Origin of the sequence: uncultured Pseudoramibacter sp., assembly GCF_903789625.1 — a bacterium.
GTDB classification, from domain to species: domain Bacteria; phylum Bacillota; class Clostridia; order Eubacteriales; family Eubacteriaceae; genus Pseudoramibacter; species Pseudoramibacter fermentans.
On the sequence record NZ_CAIFFF010000001.1, the window covers coordinates 236,436 to 253,295 of the forward strand.

17 protein-coding genes and 1 tRNA gene are annotated in these 16,860 nt (G+C 50.2%); 13 read left to right on the forward strand and 5 right to left on the reverse strand.

Features of this window, described 5'->3' with window-relative positions:
* The first annotated feature begins 37 nt into the window (after positions 1-37).
* The 6 genes from QZX60_RS01135 to QZX60_RS01160 all read left to right on the forward strand — a co-directional run bounded on the left by QZX60_RS01135 (position 38) and on the right by QZX60_RS01160 (position 5,163).
* Positions 38-433 carry a GntR family transcriptional regulator gene (locus QZX60_RS01135; protein ID WP_295360457.1) on the forward strand — a complete coding sequence of 132 codons (396 nt, stop codon included), beginning with the start codon at positions 38-40 and terminating at the stop codon, positions 431-433.
* The gene (locus tag QZX60_RS01140; protein WP_295360459.1) at positions 426-1,124 is read left to right on the forward strand and encodes an ABC transporter ATP-binding protein; all 699 of its coding nucleotides are present in this window, start codon (positions 426-428) and stop codon (positions 1,122-1,124) included. Before QZX60_RS01135 ends, QZX60_RS01140 begins: the two co-directional genes overlap by 8 nt.
* Positions 1,118-1,915 (forward strand): hypothetical protein, encoded by a 798-nt coding sequence (locus tag QZX60_RS01145; RefSeq protein ID WP_295360461.1) that lies wholly within the window; start codon positions 1,118-1,120, stop codon positions 1,913-1,915. Before QZX60_RS01140 ends, QZX60_RS01145 begins: the two co-directional genes overlap by 7 nt.
* Before the next feature lie 114 nt (positions 1,916-2,029).
* On the forward strand, positions 2,030-2,452 hold the full coding sequence (locus QZX60_RS01150; protein ID WP_295360463.1) for a hypothetical protein: 423 nt from the start codon (positions 2,030-2,032) through the stop codon (positions 2,450-2,452).
* On the forward strand, positions 2,449-3,435 hold the full coding sequence (locus QZX60_RS01155; RefSeq protein WP_295360465.1) for a DNA/RNA non-specific endonuclease: 987 nt from the start codon (positions 2,449-2,451) through the stop codon (positions 3,433-3,435). The genes QZX60_RS01150 and QZX60_RS01155 overlap by 4 nt, the downstream gene beginning before the upstream one ends.
* A gap of 24 nt (positions 3,436-3,459) precedes the next feature.
* Positions 3,460-5,163 (forward strand): hydantoinase/oxoprolinase family protein, encoded by a 1,704-nt coding sequence (locus QZX60_RS01160; RefSeq protein WP_295360467.1) that lies wholly within the window; start codon positions 3,460-3,462, stop codon positions 5,161-5,163.
* Positions 5,164-5,255: 92 nt separating this feature from the next.
* On the opposite strand, the gene QZX60_RS01165 is transcribed toward QZX60_RS01160, so the two are convergent.
* Together QZX60_RS01165 and QZX60_RS01170 are read right to left on the reverse strand one after the other, a co-directional pair.
* Positions 5,256-5,999, reverse strand: a complete 744-nt coding sequence (locus tag QZX60_RS01165) for a metallophosphoesterase (protein WP_295360468.1) — start codon at positions 5,997-5,999, stop codon at positions 5,256-5,258.
* A gap of 125 nt (positions 6,000-6,124) precedes the next feature.
* A complete protein-coding gene (locus QZX60_RS01170; RefSeq protein ID WP_295360470.1) occupies positions 6,125-8,716 on the reverse strand; it encodes a heavy metal translocating P-type ATPase in 2,592 nt (863 codons plus the stop codon).
* 365 nt (positions 8,717-9,081) lie between these two features.
* On the opposite strand from QZX60_RS01170, the gene sdaAB reads away from it, so the two are divergent.
* From sdaAB to QZX60_RS01190, 4 genes are all read left to right on the forward strand, one after another.
* Positions 9,082-9,792 (forward strand): L-serine ammonia-lyase, iron-sulfur-dependent subunit beta, encoded by a 711-nt coding sequence (gene sdaAB, locus QZX60_RS01175; protein WP_295360471.1) that lies wholly within the window; start codon positions 9,082-9,084, stop codon positions 9,790-9,792.
* Positions 9,785-10,651 carry an L-serine ammonia-lyase, iron-sulfur-dependent, subunit alpha gene (sdaAA, locus tag QZX60_RS01180; RefSeq protein ID WP_295360473.1) on the forward strand — a complete coding sequence of 289 codons (867 nt, stop codon included), beginning with the start codon at positions 9,785-9,787 and terminating at the stop codon, positions 10,649-10,651. The genes sdaAB and sdaAA overlap by 8 nt, the downstream gene beginning before the upstream one ends.
* Before the next feature lie 141 nt (positions 10,652-10,792).
* Positions 10,793-13,741 carry an RICIN domain-containing protein gene (locus QZX60_RS01185; RefSeq protein WP_295360474.1) on the forward strand — a complete coding sequence of 983 codons (2,949 nt, stop codon included), beginning with the start codon at positions 10,793-10,795 and terminating at the stop codon, positions 13,739-13,741.
* Positions 13,742-13,859: 118 nt separating this feature from the next.
* Positions 13,860-13,936, forward strand: a tRNA-Lys gene (locus QZX60_RS01190).
* A gap of 135 nt (positions 13,937-14,071) precedes the next feature.
* Here the strand turns inward: QZX60_RS01190 and QZX60_RS01195 are convergent.
* From QZX60_RS01195 to QZX60_RS01205, 3 genes are read right to left on the reverse strand one after another with little or no spacing between them, the layout of a single operon-like run.
* The gene (locus tag QZX60_RS01195) at positions 14,072-14,488 is read right to left on the reverse strand and encodes a hypothetical protein (protein WP_295360476.1); all 417 of its coding nucleotides are present in this window, start codon (positions 14,486-14,488) and stop codon (positions 14,072-14,074) included.
* Complete coding sequence (locus QZX60_RS01200; RefSeq protein WP_295360478.1) at positions 14,481-14,858, reverse strand: helix-turn-helix domain-containing protein; 378 nt, start codon at positions 14,856-14,858, stop codon at positions 14,481-14,483. The genes QZX60_RS01195 and QZX60_RS01200 overlap by 8 nt, the downstream gene beginning before the upstream one ends.
* Positions 14,827-15,264 carry a hypothetical protein gene (locus QZX60_RS01205; RefSeq protein ID WP_295360480.1) on the reverse strand — a complete coding sequence of 146 codons (438 nt, stop codon included), beginning with the start codon at positions 15,262-15,264 and terminating at the stop codon, positions 14,827-14,829. The genes QZX60_RS01200 and QZX60_RS01205 overlap by 32 nt, the downstream gene beginning before the upstream one ends.
* Before the next feature lie 272 nt (positions 15,265-15,536).
* Between QZX60_RS01205 and QZX60_RS01210 the strand changes: the two genes are divergently transcribed.
* From QZX60_RS01210 to QZX60_RS01220, 3 genes are all read left to right on the forward strand, one after another.
* The gene (locus QZX60_RS01210; protein ID WP_295360482.1) at positions 15,537-16,154 is read left to right on the forward strand and encodes a DUF2271 domain-containing protein; all 618 of its coding nucleotides are present in this window, start codon (positions 15,537-15,539) and stop codon (positions 16,152-16,154) included.
* A gap of 94 nt (positions 16,155-16,248) precedes the next feature.
* The gene (locus tag QZX60_RS01215; RefSeq protein WP_295360484.1) at positions 16,249-16,509 is read left to right on the forward strand and encodes a type II toxin-antitoxin system Phd/YefM family antitoxin; all 261 of its coding nucleotides are present in this window, start codon (positions 16,249-16,251) and stop codon (positions 16,507-16,509) included.
* Complete coding sequence (locus QZX60_RS01220) at positions 16,506-16,763, forward strand: Txe/YoeB family addiction module toxin (protein ID WP_295360486.1); 258 nt, start codon at positions 16,506-16,508, stop codon at positions 16,761-16,763. The genes QZX60_RS01215 and QZX60_RS01220 overlap by 4 nt, the downstream gene beginning before the upstream one ends.
* Positions 16,764-16,860 lie beyond the last annotated feature (97 nt).

Genomic DNA, 16,860 nt, shown 5'->3' on the forward strand with positions numbered 1-16,860 from the left:
AGTAATTAATACAATCTGCAACAGAAAGGAGCACGCGATGAAATGGCACATTGACGCGAAGCAGCCGATTTATCTGCAGCTGATCCGTCAAATCGAACGAGCGATTCTATCCGGCGAATACGCGCCGGGGGAAAAGCTGCCGCCGGTTCGGGAGCTGGCAGCGGACGCCTCGGTGAATCCCAACACGATGCAGCGGGCACTGGGCCAGCTGGAACAGGTCGGTCTGGTGCACGCCAAGCGGACCCTTGGCCGGTTTGTCACGGAAGATGCGGCGCTGATTGCATCGCTGAAACAAAAAATGGCGAGAGGAATGATTGAGGATTTTTTGCGCCGAATGCAGGAAATGGGCATTGCGCCTAAAGAAGCAGCAGAGATGATCCGCAGCTACGCGGAAGAAGATGGCACAAAAGGGAAGGAGCACAACCATGAGTGAAATATTAAAGGCAGACCAGCTGACCAAACGATACGGCGGTCTGTTCGCGTTGGATCACGTCGATTTAAGCCTCGAGCGGGGGCGCATTGTCGGCCTGCTGGGGCCAAACGGCAGCGGCAAAACCACGCTGTTGAAAATTGCCGCGGGGCTGCTTTCCCCAAGTGAAGGTGAATTGACGATTGACGGCGAGATCCCGGGGAAAAGCACGAAGCGCGTGGTCGCCTACCTGCCGGACCGGCCGGTATGCAGCAAATCGATGCGGGTGCACGATTTGGTCAAAAAATTAGACGACTTTTTTGACGATTTTGATCGGGAACAGGCCCTTCGGCTGCTTTCGGAAATGGACATCGATTTGGACAAACGTTTCAAGGAATTGTCCAAAGGGACGATCGACAAAGTGCAGATTGTGCTGACGATGAGTCGGAAGGCGGCGCTTTATCTCCTCGACGAACCCATCGGCGGCGTCGATCCGGCGGCGCGGGAGCTCATCATCAAGACGATTATCAACAACTACAATCCAGAGGCGACGGTTGTGATTGCGACCCATTTGATTGCGGACGTTGAGCCGGTGCTCGACGACGTTGTCTTTTTGAAACAGGGGCACATTGTGCTGCATCAGGACGTCGATGGCCTTCGGGCGGAACGGGAAAAATCAGTGGATGAAATCTTTCGGGAGGTCTTCTCATGTTAGGTAAACTAATCAAATACGAATTTAAAGAGAGCTGGCAGCCGATGGCGATTGTGTTCGGACTAATGCTGGCGGTGGCCCTCATCGACGGGATCGCGATGCGTGTCGGCGCCCGCGTCGAAGCCTTTGCCAATTTGATGTCAGCGATCTTTGGCCTGCTCGTCGTTGTGGCGGGGGTGCTCGTGATTGTCTGGACCGTTAAGCGGTTCTACGACAACTTATTGTCGGACCAGGGGTATATGACGATGGCGCTGCCAGCGAGTGCGGCCGAACAGGTCGGCGCGAAGCTGATCGTCAACATCGTTTGGATTTTGGCTTACGTTGCCGTCGTATGCCTCAGTACGGCGTTTTTGTTCATCGTTTCCGGCGGGTACGAAGAAGTCGTGAGACAGGGGATTGCCTGGGACTTTCAGCAGCTCAACGTGAGTATCGCCCAATACCATCTCTGGGCGTCTTTCTGGCTCGTCGTCGTGTTGACGGCCGCGAGTCTGGCGGAAACCATTCTAACCGTCTACTTCGCGATGGCGGTCGGTCAGCTGGTCCATCGGCACCGGGTCCTACTGTCAGTAGTCACATGGATTGGCATCGCCGTCGTCGAACAGATTCTGTCGGTTAGAATGATGTACGTGATGTCCGACAACATGAACAGCGTTGTGGCGGCAGCCAACTTCGGCAAATTGGTCGGGGCGTTTAATCAGTTCGGTCTGATCGCGCTGGTGATCACGCTGGTACTGGGCGCAATTTGGTTCATCGGGACGACCTGGATATTGGACCGCCATCTCAATTTGGAATAAGACAGATAGATCGGTCAATTTTACCGCGAGCCAACGGCGGGTTAAGCCGTTGGCTTTTTTTTGACGTTGTGGTATAGTGTGATCAAGAACTTTTAAAGAAAGAAGGGAATTTTTGTGATCCTCGTGATGTTTCTCGACCCGAAGAACGGCATGGCCTTCAACCACAGACGGCAGACGCGGGACCGCGCGGTCATCGATCGTTTGGTCCAGTTATTTCCCGGGAAATGTTTCTGGGGCGCGGCGAAAACCGAGGCGCTGTTCGACGGTCAGGCGGGTGTCAAATTTGTGTCCGATGCCGACTTCCTCGAAAAGGCCGGCACAGGTGAGATCGCCGTGGCGGAATTTGCCTCGTCTGAGGCCATTACAGCGGCTGACGCCCGCATCGAGAAGCTGATCCTTTATCGCTGGGACAAGGTTTATCCGGCCGATCTGGTCTTCACCTATCCATTGGCACCGAAGGGATGGAACTTGAACGGGCAGCACGTCTTCACCGGCACCTCCCACGATGAGATCACAGAAGAAGTGTACACGCGATGAAAAAAATGACAATCCGTTCCATGAGCCGGCTCCTGATCGGCGTCGTGCTCAGCGCGGTGCTGGTGTTGTCCGGATGTGGCGGCACGACGAGCTCATCCTCGTCCAGCGCGGACAATCCGGTCACCGACAGCACCACCGTCGTCGACACGAAGACGGCATCCGATTTGAGCCAGATTCCCGCTTATTCGGGAGATCCTTACGTCGCATTGAACGGCAACAAGCCGAATTTCTCAGACAGCGACCTGACGACCAAATCCTACGAGCACTACAGCGATCTCGACAGTCTCGGCCGATGCGGCACGGCGATGGCCTGCATCGGCAAGGATACGATGCCCAAGAGCGGCGAAAAGCGCGGCAGCATCAGTGAAGTCAAGCCGACGGGCTGGCACAACGCGCGCTACGATTTTGTCGACGGCAAAATGGTGTACAACCGCTGCCATCTGATCGCCCACGAACTGACGGATGAAAACGCCAACGAAAAGAACCTAATCACCGGCACGCGGTCGATGAACGTCGACGGCATGCTCCCCTTTGAAAATATGGTCGCCGACTACATTAAAGAAACTGGCAACCACGTGATTTACCGCGTGACGCCGATTTTTCAGGGAAATGAACTTGTGGCCAGGGGCGTCCAAATGGAAGGCGAATCCGTCGAGGACAAGGGTGACGGCGTGTTGTTCAACGTCTACTGCTACAACGTGGAGCCTGGCGTGACCATCGATTACGCGACCGGCTACACCCGCGCCGACGGCACCGGGGGCAGCAGCTCGAGTTCGTCGAGCAGCGCCGCCTCCACCGCGTCGTCGAGCAGTCAGGACGAAACCGTCCAAACCTACGTCATCAACAAACGGAACAAGAAATTTCACAAACCGGACTGCTCCGGCGTGGCCCATATGTCGGAAGCCAACAAGCAGACCGTCAACGCCAAGCGTTCCGATTTAATTAATCAAGGGTATTCGCCCTGCGGCATCTGCAAACCGTAACGGCACATGTACAGAAAGGACAATATGACAAACACAACAAAGCATACAGCCTGTGTGCTCGGCATCGACACCGGCGGCACGACGACGGACGCGGTGCTCTACGATCCGCTGACCGAAGGCGTGGTCGCCAAGGGCATGGCGCCGACGACGCGGCAGGATCTTAAAAACGGCATTCACCACAGCATCGACAGCCTGCGCCCGGTGAACGGGGCGGACCTGTCAGACGTTCAAATCGAAAAGGTCGTGCTCTCTACGACCCTGGCGACCAACGCCATCGTCGAAGGCCAGGGCCGCCCGACCGGGCTGATCCTCATCGGATCAAGGCCGAAAGGCGATCTGCCGACAGATCAAGTCGCGCAGATCACCGGAAAGATCAACATCAAAGGGAGGGAAAAAGAGCCGGTGAACCCGGACGAAATCGAGGCAGCCGTCACGCAGATGCTGCCGAAGGTTGAAGCCATTGCGGTTTCGGGCATGATGAGCGTGCGCAACAACGCCCACGAGCTCGCGGTCAAGAAGGTCATCCGCTGCCATTCGAAAATGCCGGTGGTCTGCGGCCACGAGCTGTCCTCAAAGCTCGGCTACCACGACCGGACCGTGACGGCGGTGCTCAACGCGAGCCTGATTCCGATCATCGAGGGCTTTGTGCAGGCGGTGCGCGAGGCCATGACCGAACGGAACATCGCCGCGCCGGTGTACCTTGTCAAGGGCGACGGCGCCCTCGCGAGCCTTGAAACCATTTCGAGCAAACCGATCGAGACGATTTTGTCCGGGCCGGCGGCGAGCATCCTCGGCGCGATGGTCCTCGCGAAAACCGACAGCGGTATTGTCGCCGACATGGGCGGTACGACAACGGATACCGGCGTGGTGCGTCACCACAGCCTGACCCTGTCGCCGGTGGGCGCGAAGGTTGGCCAGTGGCAGACTCAAGTGGATTCGGCGAAGCTCGCGACCTTCGGTCTCGGCGGCGACACGGAGATTTATCCGGACGTAAGCGCTGGCGCGCCGGTGCTGACGACCCACCGGGTGCCGCCGGCCTGTCGCGGCGGCGAAAAGGAAGACTTGACGCCGACCGATCTGCTTTGCGCCGAAGGCAGCCTGACCCGTTGGGACACGGCGGCGTCCCAGTACGCGCTGGCCTTCCAGAGCCGGAGGGCTGGGTTAGACCAGGCGGATTACTTAAGCCAGGCCAAGGCTCTCGTCGTGGACCGCATCGTGTCGAAGGTCTTTAACGAAGCGGCGTACAGCGAAGGCGCGGACGCGGAGCTGCCGGTCATCGCGATCGGCGCACCGGCCAAAACCTGGTACACCCTGGTCAAAAATGAGGCGGACGTGCACCGCGACATCCTTGTCCCTGAACATTTCGAAGTGGCCAACGCTGTCGGGGCGGCGACGGCAGCCATCGAGGAACGAGTGGACGCGCTGGTCCGTCCCGACGAGGCGACCGAGGGCTACGTCGCCCACGTCGGCGGTCAATCGGTCTTCTTCGAGGATAAGGACAAAGCGGTGGCCTACGCCAAGGCGGAAGCCGGCAAAATCGCTCAGAAGCAGGCTGAAAGCCAAGGGCCGGAGACCATTCATACCGACGTCACCGACAAGGACATTCAGCAGAAAATCGGCTGGCGCTGGCGCTACGTGGAAACCCGGGTGCAGGCGGTGGCCCGTTCGGGGCATTTGACCCTCGTGCCGGAGGAAGAAAAACCGGCCTTTGAGAAAAATTTCGACTGATGTTTTTCAATCTATGATTTTCAATCAAAAAATAATCTATATATAAAAATCCGGCAGGATCACACCTGCCGGATTTTTGCGTTTGATATATTTTACAAAATGCGTTTAGGCCGCCATTTTAAATAATCGCCGGAGACTAAGTGATAGTCGATGCCGTGGAACTCGCCGTGGAGGCTGTCGTTGAACCGCGCTTCACCGTGACAGTGGGCGTAAATCACCTGTTCGGCGTTGTAGGCCTCAGCGATGCGGGTGAAGGCGCTTTCCGTCTCGAGGATATTGGTCGGCGGGTAGTGGAGAAAGACGATAAACTTGCGGAATCCGGCCGCCTTGGCCTGCTCGAAGGAGGTCCGCAGCCGCGCACACTCGCGCTGGACCAGTTTTTCAGCGTGGGCCGCGGCAGCCTCGTCCCAGCCGAGAATCTGACCACGGCGGTTTAAGTAAAAGGGCCCTTCGAAGGTGACGCCCTTGGTGCCGACGAGGGCGTAATCCTGATAAGGGTAAAAATTGTTTTGCAGAAAAAATAGCCGACCGCGATAGAGGGTGTTGAGCCGCTCCGTTTTTTTGGCGTCCCAGAACATGTCGTGGTTGCCGCGGGTCAGGATTTTCCGGCCGGGCAGCGCCTCGATGTAGGCCAAGTCCTTTTCGCATTGGGCGAGCTTTCTGCCCCAGCTGTGATCGCCGACGAGGACGAGGGTATCCTCCGGCTTCATGTACGCTTCACAGTATTTTTTTAATTTGGCCTCGTGATTTTGCCAGATTTTGCCATTGCGCTGCATCGGCGCCTTGACTTCGCTTTGGTAGGCGAGATGGAGATCGCCAATCGCGTAAAGTGCCATGGCCACCCTTCCTTTCTTTTTGGGTTTTACTTTATTATATATCAGAACTAAAAAAACCGCTAAAGCTTTGGGGCTTCAGCGGTCAATATTGAATAGTGAATCTATGGATTAGAAATGGGAAGTTGTCAGGCTTCGGGCTCGACGCTGACGAAGGTGTAGTCCTTCGCTTCGATGGTGTCCTTTAAAACCGATTCATCGACCGGCGCGTTCAGCGCAATTTCGGCCGTGCCCTTTTCGTGGCTGACGACGGCGTCGTCGACCTGTGGCAGGGCTTCGAGGGCTTTTTTGACGGTGGCTTCACAGTGGCCGCACATCATCCCTTCGATGTGGACCGTTTCCTTGGCAAAGGCCTGTGCTTTCGGCGCGGCATCCGGCGTTTCTGACTGTTCGATCAAGACGGCGTCGGCCGGCAGCGCGTTTTTCTTCGGCTTGTCGTGCTTCGTGTCAAAGACCTTGAAGAGGTTCAGCCGAAGGGCGTTTAAGCAGACGAAGACGCTGGAACAGCTCATCGCGGCAGCGCCCCACATCGGGCTCATTGAAAGGCCCCAGTGGCTGTAGGCTCCGGCGGCCAGCGGAATCAACAGGACGTTGTAAATCAGCGCCCAAAACAGGTTTTCGACAATATCGCGGTAGGTCTGGCGGGACAGACGGATGGCGGCGGCCGCGTCGGTCAAACGGGACTTCATCAGGACGACGTCCGCCGCGTCGATGGCGACGTCGGTGCCGGCGCCGATGGCGATGCCAATGTTGGCTCGCGTCAGGGCCGGAGCGTCGTTGATGCCGTCGCCGACCATCGCGACCTTGCCGTGCTGCTGCAGCTGGCGGACAATGGCTTCCTTGCCTTCCGGCAGGACGCCGGCCATGACTTCGTCGACGCCGGCCTGAGCGCCGATGGCTTCGGCCGTGCGCTGATTGTCACCGGTGAGCATGACCACGTGGATACCCATCTGCTGCATCTGACGGATCGCTTCGGCGGAATCCGCCTTGATCGTATCGGCCACGGCGATGATGCCGAGGAGCTTGCCGTCTTCGGCGAAGAACAGCGGCGTTTTGCCCTGTTCGGCCAGTTTTTCCGCGGTGGCTGCGGTTTGATCGTCAAGGTCGGCCACCGACGTGATAAACGTCCGGTTGCCGCCGGAAAGGGTTTGCCCGTTTAACACAGCGGTCAAGCCGTTGCCCGGTAGAGCCGTGAAATCGGTGACGTCCGCGATTTCAGTCTGCTGGTCTTCCGCGTAGGTTAACACCGCCTTGGCCAGCGGGTGTTCGCTTTTCTGTTCGAGGGCGGCGGCCTTTTCGATTAAGGCTTCAGGGGTCGTGCCGTTCATCGGCAGGATGTCGGTGACCTTCGGTTCGCCGTTGGTGATGGTCCCGGTTTTATCCAAGGCCACAATCTGCACTGTCCCCGTTTCCTGGAGGGATTCGGCGGTCTTGAACAGGATGCCGTTTTTCGCACCCATCCCGTTGCCGACCATGATGGCCACTGGTGTGGCGAGGCCGAGGGCGCAGGGGCAGGAGACCACCAGCACGGAGATGCCCCGCTGGAGGGACAGGCCGATGTCACCGCCGCTGAGGATCAGCCAGATGACGGTGACGGCGGCGGCGATGGCGATGACCACCGGCACGAATACGCCGGAGATGGTGTCGGCCAGTTTGGCGACCGGCGCTTTGGTAGAGGCAGCGTCGCTGACCATGTTGATCAGCTGGGCAAGGGTTGTGTCTTCGCCGACCCGGGTCGCCCGGCATTTGAGAAAGCCGCTTTGGTTCAGCGTCGCGGAGGTAACCGTGTCGCCTTCCGCCTTGTCGACGGGGATGCTTTCGCCAGTCAGCGCCGATTCGTTGACGGCGCTCGCTCCTTCGACGACGACGCCGTCGACCGGGATGTTTTCGCCCGGGCGGACGACGAAGATGTCGCCGCTGACGACGTCGTCAATGTCGACGGTAATTTCTTCGCCGTTTCGGATGACGTTGGCCGTTTTCGGCGCGAGCTTCATCAGGCTTTTCAGCGCGTCAGTGGTGCGGCCCTTGGAATAGGATTCCAGGGTTTTGCCGATGGTGATCAGGGTCAGGATCATCGCGGCGGATTCGAAGTAAAAATCGTTCATGACGGCCATTGCAGCGGTGCTGCCCTGGTGAACCTGGACGAAGGTCATGTAGAAGAGCATGACAGTGGAGTAGCCGAAGGCCGTGCCGGAGCCGATGGCGATCAGCGAATCCATATTGGGCGCGCCGTGGAACAGGCTCTTAAAGCCGGAGATGAAGAATTTGCGGTTGATGATCATCACGACGATGGTCAACAGCATCTGCATCTGGCCCATCGCGACGTGGTTGCCGACCATGAACGGCGGCACCGGCCAATGCCACATGTGAGCCCCCATTGAGAAATACATCAGTACGAGGAGCACTGCCACCGACGCGACCAGCCGGCGGATCATCTTTGGGGTGGTCTTGTCCTCGAGGGCTTCCTGTTCAGCGGCGAGCTTCGCGCTGGCGCTGATACCCTGGGCATTCTGAGAATAATCTCGGCGTTTTGCGCCGTACCCGGCGTCCTCGACGGCCTTGACGATGGCCGCTTCGTCGGCGTGGCCCTCGACGCGCATCGAATTGGTCAGCAGGCTGACCGCGACGCTGTCGACGCCGGGCACCTGAGCGACGACTTTTTCGACACGGGCCTGGCACGCGGCACAGGACATGCCGGTGACATCGTATTGTTCTGCCATAATCATCTTCCTTTCTGTATGTAAATTGCATTTGATGGTAACTCAGATACCCCATAGGGGTGTTTGATGGTCCCACTATATACCGTCACAGGGTATTTGTCAATACCTTATTTGATTTTTTGTTAGATGCCTCGAAAAAATCGGTTTCTTGACATTTAGAGATGGGAACTGTAAGATAGTAAATCATAAAGGAAAATTGATAGACAGAGTCAAAAGTCTTATTGATTGGACGGTACAAAGTGAAACATCAAAAAAGCAGAACGCGCACAGGTTGCCATAGCGGGCAGTTTTCTCGAAATGGCTGACAGGTGCGCGTTTTTTACGGCTTTTGTGATGGCAGATGTGAGATTTAGAAGGGAAATAGTATGAACGTAATGGATGTGATTGGGCCGGTGATGGTCGGGCCGTCGAGCTCCCACACGGCCGGCGCGGTGCGCATCGGCAAGGTCAGCAGGAGGCTGCTCGGCGAGAACGTGGCGGCCGCGCACATCGGGCTTTACGGCTCATTTTTGGCGACGGGCCGGGGCCATGGGACCGACAAGGCGATCATCGCCGGGCTTCTCGGCATGGATGTGGACGATATGGCGATTCCGGACGCCTTCGACATCGCGCGGTCGATCGGCATGACATTTGATTTTTACGACGTGGATCTCGGGGAAGACGCCCATCCCAATTCGGCGAAGCTGGAGCTGACCGGCGTCAACGGCAAGGAGCTGGAAATCGTCGCGTCGTCCATCGGCGGCGGCCGGATCGTGATTCAGGAGCTGGATCATCTAACGGCCAATTTCTCTGGGGATTATCCGACCCTCATCGTCCACAATTTGGACCAGCCGGGGCACGTCTCGGAGGTCACGTCGATGCTGGCCCACAAGACGGTGAACATCGCGACGATGCAGCTTTACCGCTCCGGCCGCGGCGGCTACGCGGTCATGGTGCTGGAATGCGACCAGGAGGTGCCGGCGGAGGCGCTCAACTGGCTCAAAAAGCTCGAAGGGGTGCTAAAGGTAACGTATTTAAGCCTTTTAGAGGACATTGCGGACGACCGGATTGACAGAAAAGGAGACAGCCATGATTGATGCGCTGAAGCAGATTATCGACACGGAAAAAGAGACGGGCAAGCCCTTTTGGCAGATCGTTCAGGAGGACAGCTGCAACGAAAGCGCCACAGACCCGGCCGATGCCTTTGAGGCCATGCGCCAGACACTCAAAGCCATGATCGATTCGGTGGCCGATTACGACGCGGGGCGGACGTCCGCCAGCGGCTTGGTCGGCGGCGAGGGCGCGAAAATCGAAGCGCGACGGAAGGATGGCAAGCTCATCTGCGGCGATTTGGTGGGCCGGGTGATGGAAATCGCGCTGAAAGTCGGCGAATCCAACGCCTGTATGCGCCGGATTGTCGCGGCGCCGACGGCCGGGTCCTGCGGCGTGGTGCCGGCGGTGCTCATCGCGGTATCTGAAAAGGAAGGCTTTACCGAGGATGAGCTCGTCAAGGCATTATACGTCGCTGGGGGTATCGGCGGTGTCATCGGCGAACGGGCTTTTTTGGCGGGAGCAGCCGGCGGCTGCCAGGCGGAAATCGGCGCGGCCTCGGCGATGGCAGCCGGCGCGCTGACCGGGCTGTACGGCGGGGACGCGGCGGCAATCGCGAACGCGGCGGCGCTGGCCCTCAAGGGGCTGCTCGGATTGTCCTGCGACCCGGTCGCCGGGCTGGTGGAGGTCCCCTGCGTCAAGCGCAACGCCCTCGGCGCGGTGAACGCGGTGATTTCGGCAGATATGACCTTAGCTGGGGTCAAGAGCCAGATCCCACCGGATGAGGTCATCGACGCGATGCGCACCATCGGCCGGAAAATGGATCCGGATATCAAGGAAACAGGTATTGGCGGCCTGGCCGGGACAGAAACTGGACGGGCGATCAGTCAGAAAATTAAGCTGTAAAAATATTTTTTAGACCTAGTGAGATTTAATAATCTTTCTAGGTTTTTATTTTTTTGTAACTTTAATTAAAATGCAGAGAGGTTGTGATAAAATAAACTTAAGTAATTTTTAATATATTGGCGTTTAAAAAAAGGAGGAGAAATGTTTAAGAATTTAAAAATACGTAGTAAAAATGTTAGCCTTTTAGTTGTAATTATTTCACTTGTTTTATCATTAACGCCGTTTTCAGTCTATGCAACAGGCAATGCGGTTTCAGATAATACGGCTAATTCAGTTGATGCAGTACAGTCTACACAAACAAATAATCAAGATTCAATTGAAGAAGAAAACAATCAATCGGCGCCGACTGAAAACAGCGCTGATCAAAATAATGTGACAGAAAGTACAGATCAGAAAAATGCGTCAGAAAGTGAAAAGAATACCAATGTGCAGAGTACAGGTGAGAATTCTTCACTTTCTTCTAATAGCGCATTAAAAAATGTGCATGAAAATCACAATGTGCCAATTATTGATATTACTTTAAACGCATATAATGAAAAAACAAAGAAAAAAATAACATTATCCGATGTTAATAATGGGTCTAAAGATACAAAATACGAAGGCAACGATTTTCAAATGACAACTTTAGATGGTGCACAAGTCTCTGCATCAAATCTTGAAGTTAAAGGAAGAGGCAATTCAACCTGGACTTTAGCAAAAAAGCCTTATCAGATTAAATTTAATAAAAAAACAGATCTATTGGGTATGGGCAGTGCTAAAAAATGGGTCTTATTGGCAAATTATACGGATCAAACATATCTGAGAAACGATTTGGCTTTGTCTACTGCAGAATCAATTGGAATTCCCGGTACTAAGGCTGGAAAACCAGTCGAACTGTATGTGGATGGACAATACATTGGATTGTACTATTTAGTTCATAAAGTAGAAATTGGAAAGTCTACATTAAATTTAAAAAATAATGATGCTGTATTAATGGAAATTGACAATTTGCATGGTGCAGATGGCGATCCTGAATTTTATTCATCAATTGAGAATACTCATTTTGTAATGAAAGAAGCGAATGATGAAAATAACGAACAAACATATGTTAATCAATTTAGAGATGCTTATAATCGACTAGAAAAAGATATATACGAAGACAATTGGAGTGCGGTCTCAAAAGAAATAGATATTGATAGTTTTGCAAAATATTATTTGCTTACAGAATTTTCTGCGAACTCAGATGGTTCCCGTTCATCATGGTACATGTATAGAGACGGTAATAAAGACGTCATCCATTGTGGCCCTGCGTGGGATTATGACCTCGCCTTTGGTAATACAGATGCCGATTGGAATCAATCTAATTATCTTGATGCGCAAAAATTGTGGACATATAATGACAAAGCAGTTTCATCGAAAACAAAGACGCCAGAAATCTTAACGCGTTTAATGGATATGCCTCAGTTTAGAACCTATGTTGAAGGTTTATATCAAAAAGAAGTGTCTTCAAAATTCCAAGATATCATAAATTCAATTGACACACGTTATTCAACCATTTCTCAGGCAGCAGAAAAAGACCGAGATAAATGGCACTCTGGTGCAAAACCCGACTCAAAAAAGAATTATTTAAAATCATGGATGATTCAGAGAAAAGCATTTATGGATGTTATTTTTGCAGGGAGATATTTGCCTAAAAACGGGTTTTACAGTTTAAATATTAACGGTAAAGTCATAGACGATTGTAGAATTAAAAAGCAAAGTGATGACAGCTATGTCATATACGCGAGTAATGGAAAAGTATTAGATGTGACTAGTGGGAGCATAAAAAATGGTACAAATGTCCAAAATTATGCCTATAATGGAACAAGAGCACAAAAATGGTGTTTTTATAAAACGTCAAATAATCAATTTGTTATTATGTCAGAATGTAATAATTTATTTCTGACAAATGACAAGGGAACATTAAAAACAAAAACGTACAGTCAAGGGGCTCAAAATGTTAAACTTGAAGCCAAGAAAAAGAGTCTCACAAGTGCAAAAATTACCAAAGAAGTTATTGGAAATAATGAAGTTAATAATGATCCAGAAATCACGCTGAATGAAATTACGCTTGAAAAAGATCAAGATTATACATTGACAAAAAAACAATCAGGCAGCACAATTACGTATACTATTTCTGGAATTGGCAATTACACTGGGTCGAAGAGTTTTACAGTTCAAGTGATCGGCAATCTCGTGTCTCCAGATACAGGATACTACGAAATAGAATCATCTGTTTCTCCATCCAAAGTTTTAGATATTAACGGAAGTTCAGTATATTCTAAAGCGAATCTTCAAATATATGAAAGCAACAAGACATGGGCACAGCATTTTGAATTTGTAAAAAATAACGATGGCAGCTACACGATCTTCGATGAAGGCAGCAGAGATGTCATTGACGTCGCAGGCGGAAATCAAAAAAATGGAACAAATGTTTGGCAGTATGACGCAAATCATACGAAAGCGCAAAAGTGGTATATTTGCGACAATGGAGATGGAACTGTTACTTTTAGGAGCGCCTTAAATACAGATATGGTTATAGATGTAGCTGGTGCAAAAAAAGCTAACAAAACTAATGTGCAAATATATCAATCAAACGGTACAGCAGCTCAAAAATTTAAAATTATTCGTTCGAAGGGTATTGCATCATTCAAAGGAATTAATAGGATTAAGTCTTCAATTAACCAAGATAAAGTAGTCAATGTATCAGGCGGAAGTAAAATAAGAGGCGCAAATGTACAAATTTGGTCTGCCAATGGGACGGAAGCACAAAATTATAAATTTAATAAGTTGTCGGATGGTTCGTATAAAATTACGAATACCAATTCAAATAAAGTGCTGGATGTTATGAGTGGAAGCCGAATTATTGGTGCAAATGTATGGCAATGGAACGATAACGGCTCAAATGCTCAAAAATGGATTTTAATAAAAGAAGGCAAATACACAGTATTGCGTTCTAAATGTTCCGGTCATGTTTTAGACTTATCAGGCGCTATAACTATAAGTGGTAATAATATCCATATGTGGTCTTGGAATAATACAGCAGCACAAAAATGGATCATTAGCAAATAAAAAGTAATCAATCATTTTGAGCGAGAAAGCACATAAAATGTTTCCTCGCTCAAAAAAATTTAAAAAACCCCTTGCAAAGCTCAAATGGAATTGCTATAATAACCAAGTAATTTGCAGAGGGCCATTAGCTCAGTTGGCTAGAGCACCTGACTCTTAATCAGGGTGTCCAGGGTTCGAGTCCCTGATGGCCCACCATTTTAAACGCAAGGAACCGCTAGAGATAGCGGTTTTTTTAATCTTTGCATTTTTTGATTTTGTCATTTCTTCACATTTTACGAGTTTTTATGTTTCTTTTTTAGCAAATCTATCGGTTTTTGAGAGTTTTGTTTTCTATTCTTGAAATTTAATAAAAGGTAAAATAATGCGATCGCCTGGAACAGCTTGAGATAAAAAGTTGTGTGTTGTTGATTTTAACAATTCGTATAGGGAAGAGCATCCAAATGTCTTAAAGGTATGTTTAAATTCTTCTTGTTCCATTTGATCAGAATAAAAGCTGCCGATGATTGACGAATTTAAAAATAAATTTTGGTGATCTGATTGTATAGATAAGTTCATATTGACGATGATTGTCGCGTAGAAGCCGTCCTTTTTTTTACTGACATCAACAATTTCATTATTTACGTTAAATTTTCTTGTTATTTCTGGGTCTTCTGCCTTATATTCTGCGAAGTCGCTGCTGAAATCAAATTTGACTATGGAGTAATTGAGAAGGAAAAAATTGTCCAGTGGTTTTATTTGATCACTCATTTTGCACCTCAAATACATTGTATTTAATCATTTTTCTTTTTTGATTATAAACAGGATACTCCCAATTCTTACGTAAAGATTCTTCATGAACACCATGCGAATTGAGATTGAGAGTTAAATCAATATCTAATTTGCAGCAGATATCGGCCAGTTTTTTTACGGTAAAGTTGTATTCGCCGCTTTCGTATTTTGAGAGCATGCTTTGATTAATTCCTAATTTTTTAGCAAATTCTTCCTGAGATAATCCAGATTGCATCCGTAAATTTAATATTTGTCCAGATATTTTCCCTAAATAATGAGCGGCGTATATTTCAGACTTTGGTGCGTCGTCGCTTAGATTATTTAAGATTTCTCGAATCGATTTCTTCATTTTTCCCCTCCCGAATCTCGTGCAAACGTCTCCTTGCGATCTGTTTAGAAGCGGTATAATCCGTTTTTCTTTTTCCTTGCTTTTCGGTAAAGCCGCATAGAAGAACAGAGCCATCGTCTAAGAATGAAAACAATATTCGATATGCGTTCCTTTTAATGGTGAGGTGCATTGAGTATAATTCTGTTTCGTTTTTCAAAGATTCAAAATTTCTGTCAGCACTATAAATGACATTTTGTCCCGCTTGATCCAGCATAGAAATTCTTGCGGTCAGCAGACTGATAAATTTCTTTTCATTTCCGCTTTTGTTAAGCATATTATTGATATCTACTAAAAGGTCCTTGTGAAATTTTATGTCATATGAAGACAATAATATCTGAATATCTAAAATAAATCCGGATTTTTTCATTCACTGTCCTTTCTCAATATTATTATATATACATAATAATATCAATATAATAATTTGTTAGATTCAATTTTTTGTGACGCACACGAATTTTGTTATTTTTCTCCTATACTTCTCCTTTTTGTAAATTTATTATAAAACGTTTGGTGTATTTTGGCGATAAATAGTATTAAATATTATGAAAATTCACCACGTGATTTTTTAAGATAAGCGATTGTTTTCAGCAAATCCATTTTGTATGCTAAAGGCAAAACAGAATGGAGGTATATTTTTTTATGAAACGCATCGCGTTGATTGTCCTGGTTGTGGGCGGCATGCTGCTTGCGGGGGCCTGCGGGCAGACGGCCGCGCCGCAAGATTCATCAAATCAGAAAACAAAAAACACCAGTCAGAGTCAAGCCGCGGCTTCCAGCGTAACCGTTCAGTTTGATTACACGTGGATGTCGACACAGGCGTCGAATCAGGTCGCGGTTTGGGTTGAAAAGACATCTGGGCACGTCGTGAAAACCCTATACGTGTCTGATTTTACCGGAGCCCGGCGCGGCTATCGGGCGCGCGCGGACGCGCTGCCTCACTGGGTCGCGGCGGCAGATCCCGATGCGATGTCGGATGACGCACTGGACGCGGTCAGCAGCGCGATGCTTCAGGATGGCCGTCAGTCCTTCGTCTGGGATCTGACGGACAGTAAGGACAAAGCGGTCCCACAGGGGCAATATACCGTGAAGGTGGAAGGCACCCTTTACTGGAGCAGCAATGTCGTTTATTCCGGGACGATCGACACGGGGAAGGCGCAAAATGGCGCCATCACCGTTCAGAAAAAGCGCAGTGAGCCGAATAACACCCGTAACGCGGACATGATTCAGCATGTGAAAATGACTGTTCGGAGACATTAATATTTAAGAATCAGCATGGCGGTATCCAATCTTCATTGACGTACAATTATTTGTACGTTATAATGATGTCAAAATAGATTAGAGGAGTGATTCCATGTTTGCCATCAATTATTCGACATTGCGCAATCACATGAAAGCTTACTTTGATAAGGTTTCGGAAGACAAGGATACGATGATTGTGACCCGTAAGGACGAAAATGTTGTGATCATGTCACAAAGTACCTACGACAGCCTGATGGAAACGGTCTATTTGACCAATAACCGCCACAACTACGATCATTTGATGAAATCCATTCAGCAGCTGAAAGACGGCCAGACCGCCGAACACGCGCTGATCGATGCAGAAGACGAATGAAGATCATCTGGACTGAAGAAGCGTGGCAGGATTATCTGTATTGGCAGGGTCAGGACAGAAAAACACTGAAGCGCATTAACAAACTGATTGATGATATCGCGAGAAATGGCAATATGCACGGCATCGGAAAACCTGAGCCGCTGCAGTACGATCTGCAGGGCTTTTTCAGTCGGCGCATTGACGACACGAACAGACTGGTTTATGTGGCCAGTGATACATCCGTCAGCATCATTTCGTGCCGCTATCATTATTAAGTGGAACTTACTATTTAACGCAACGAACCGCCGATTGGCGGTTTTTAGTACCATATAAGTGTAGCAAGACAGAGAAGAAATTCTCATCCTGCTGCAC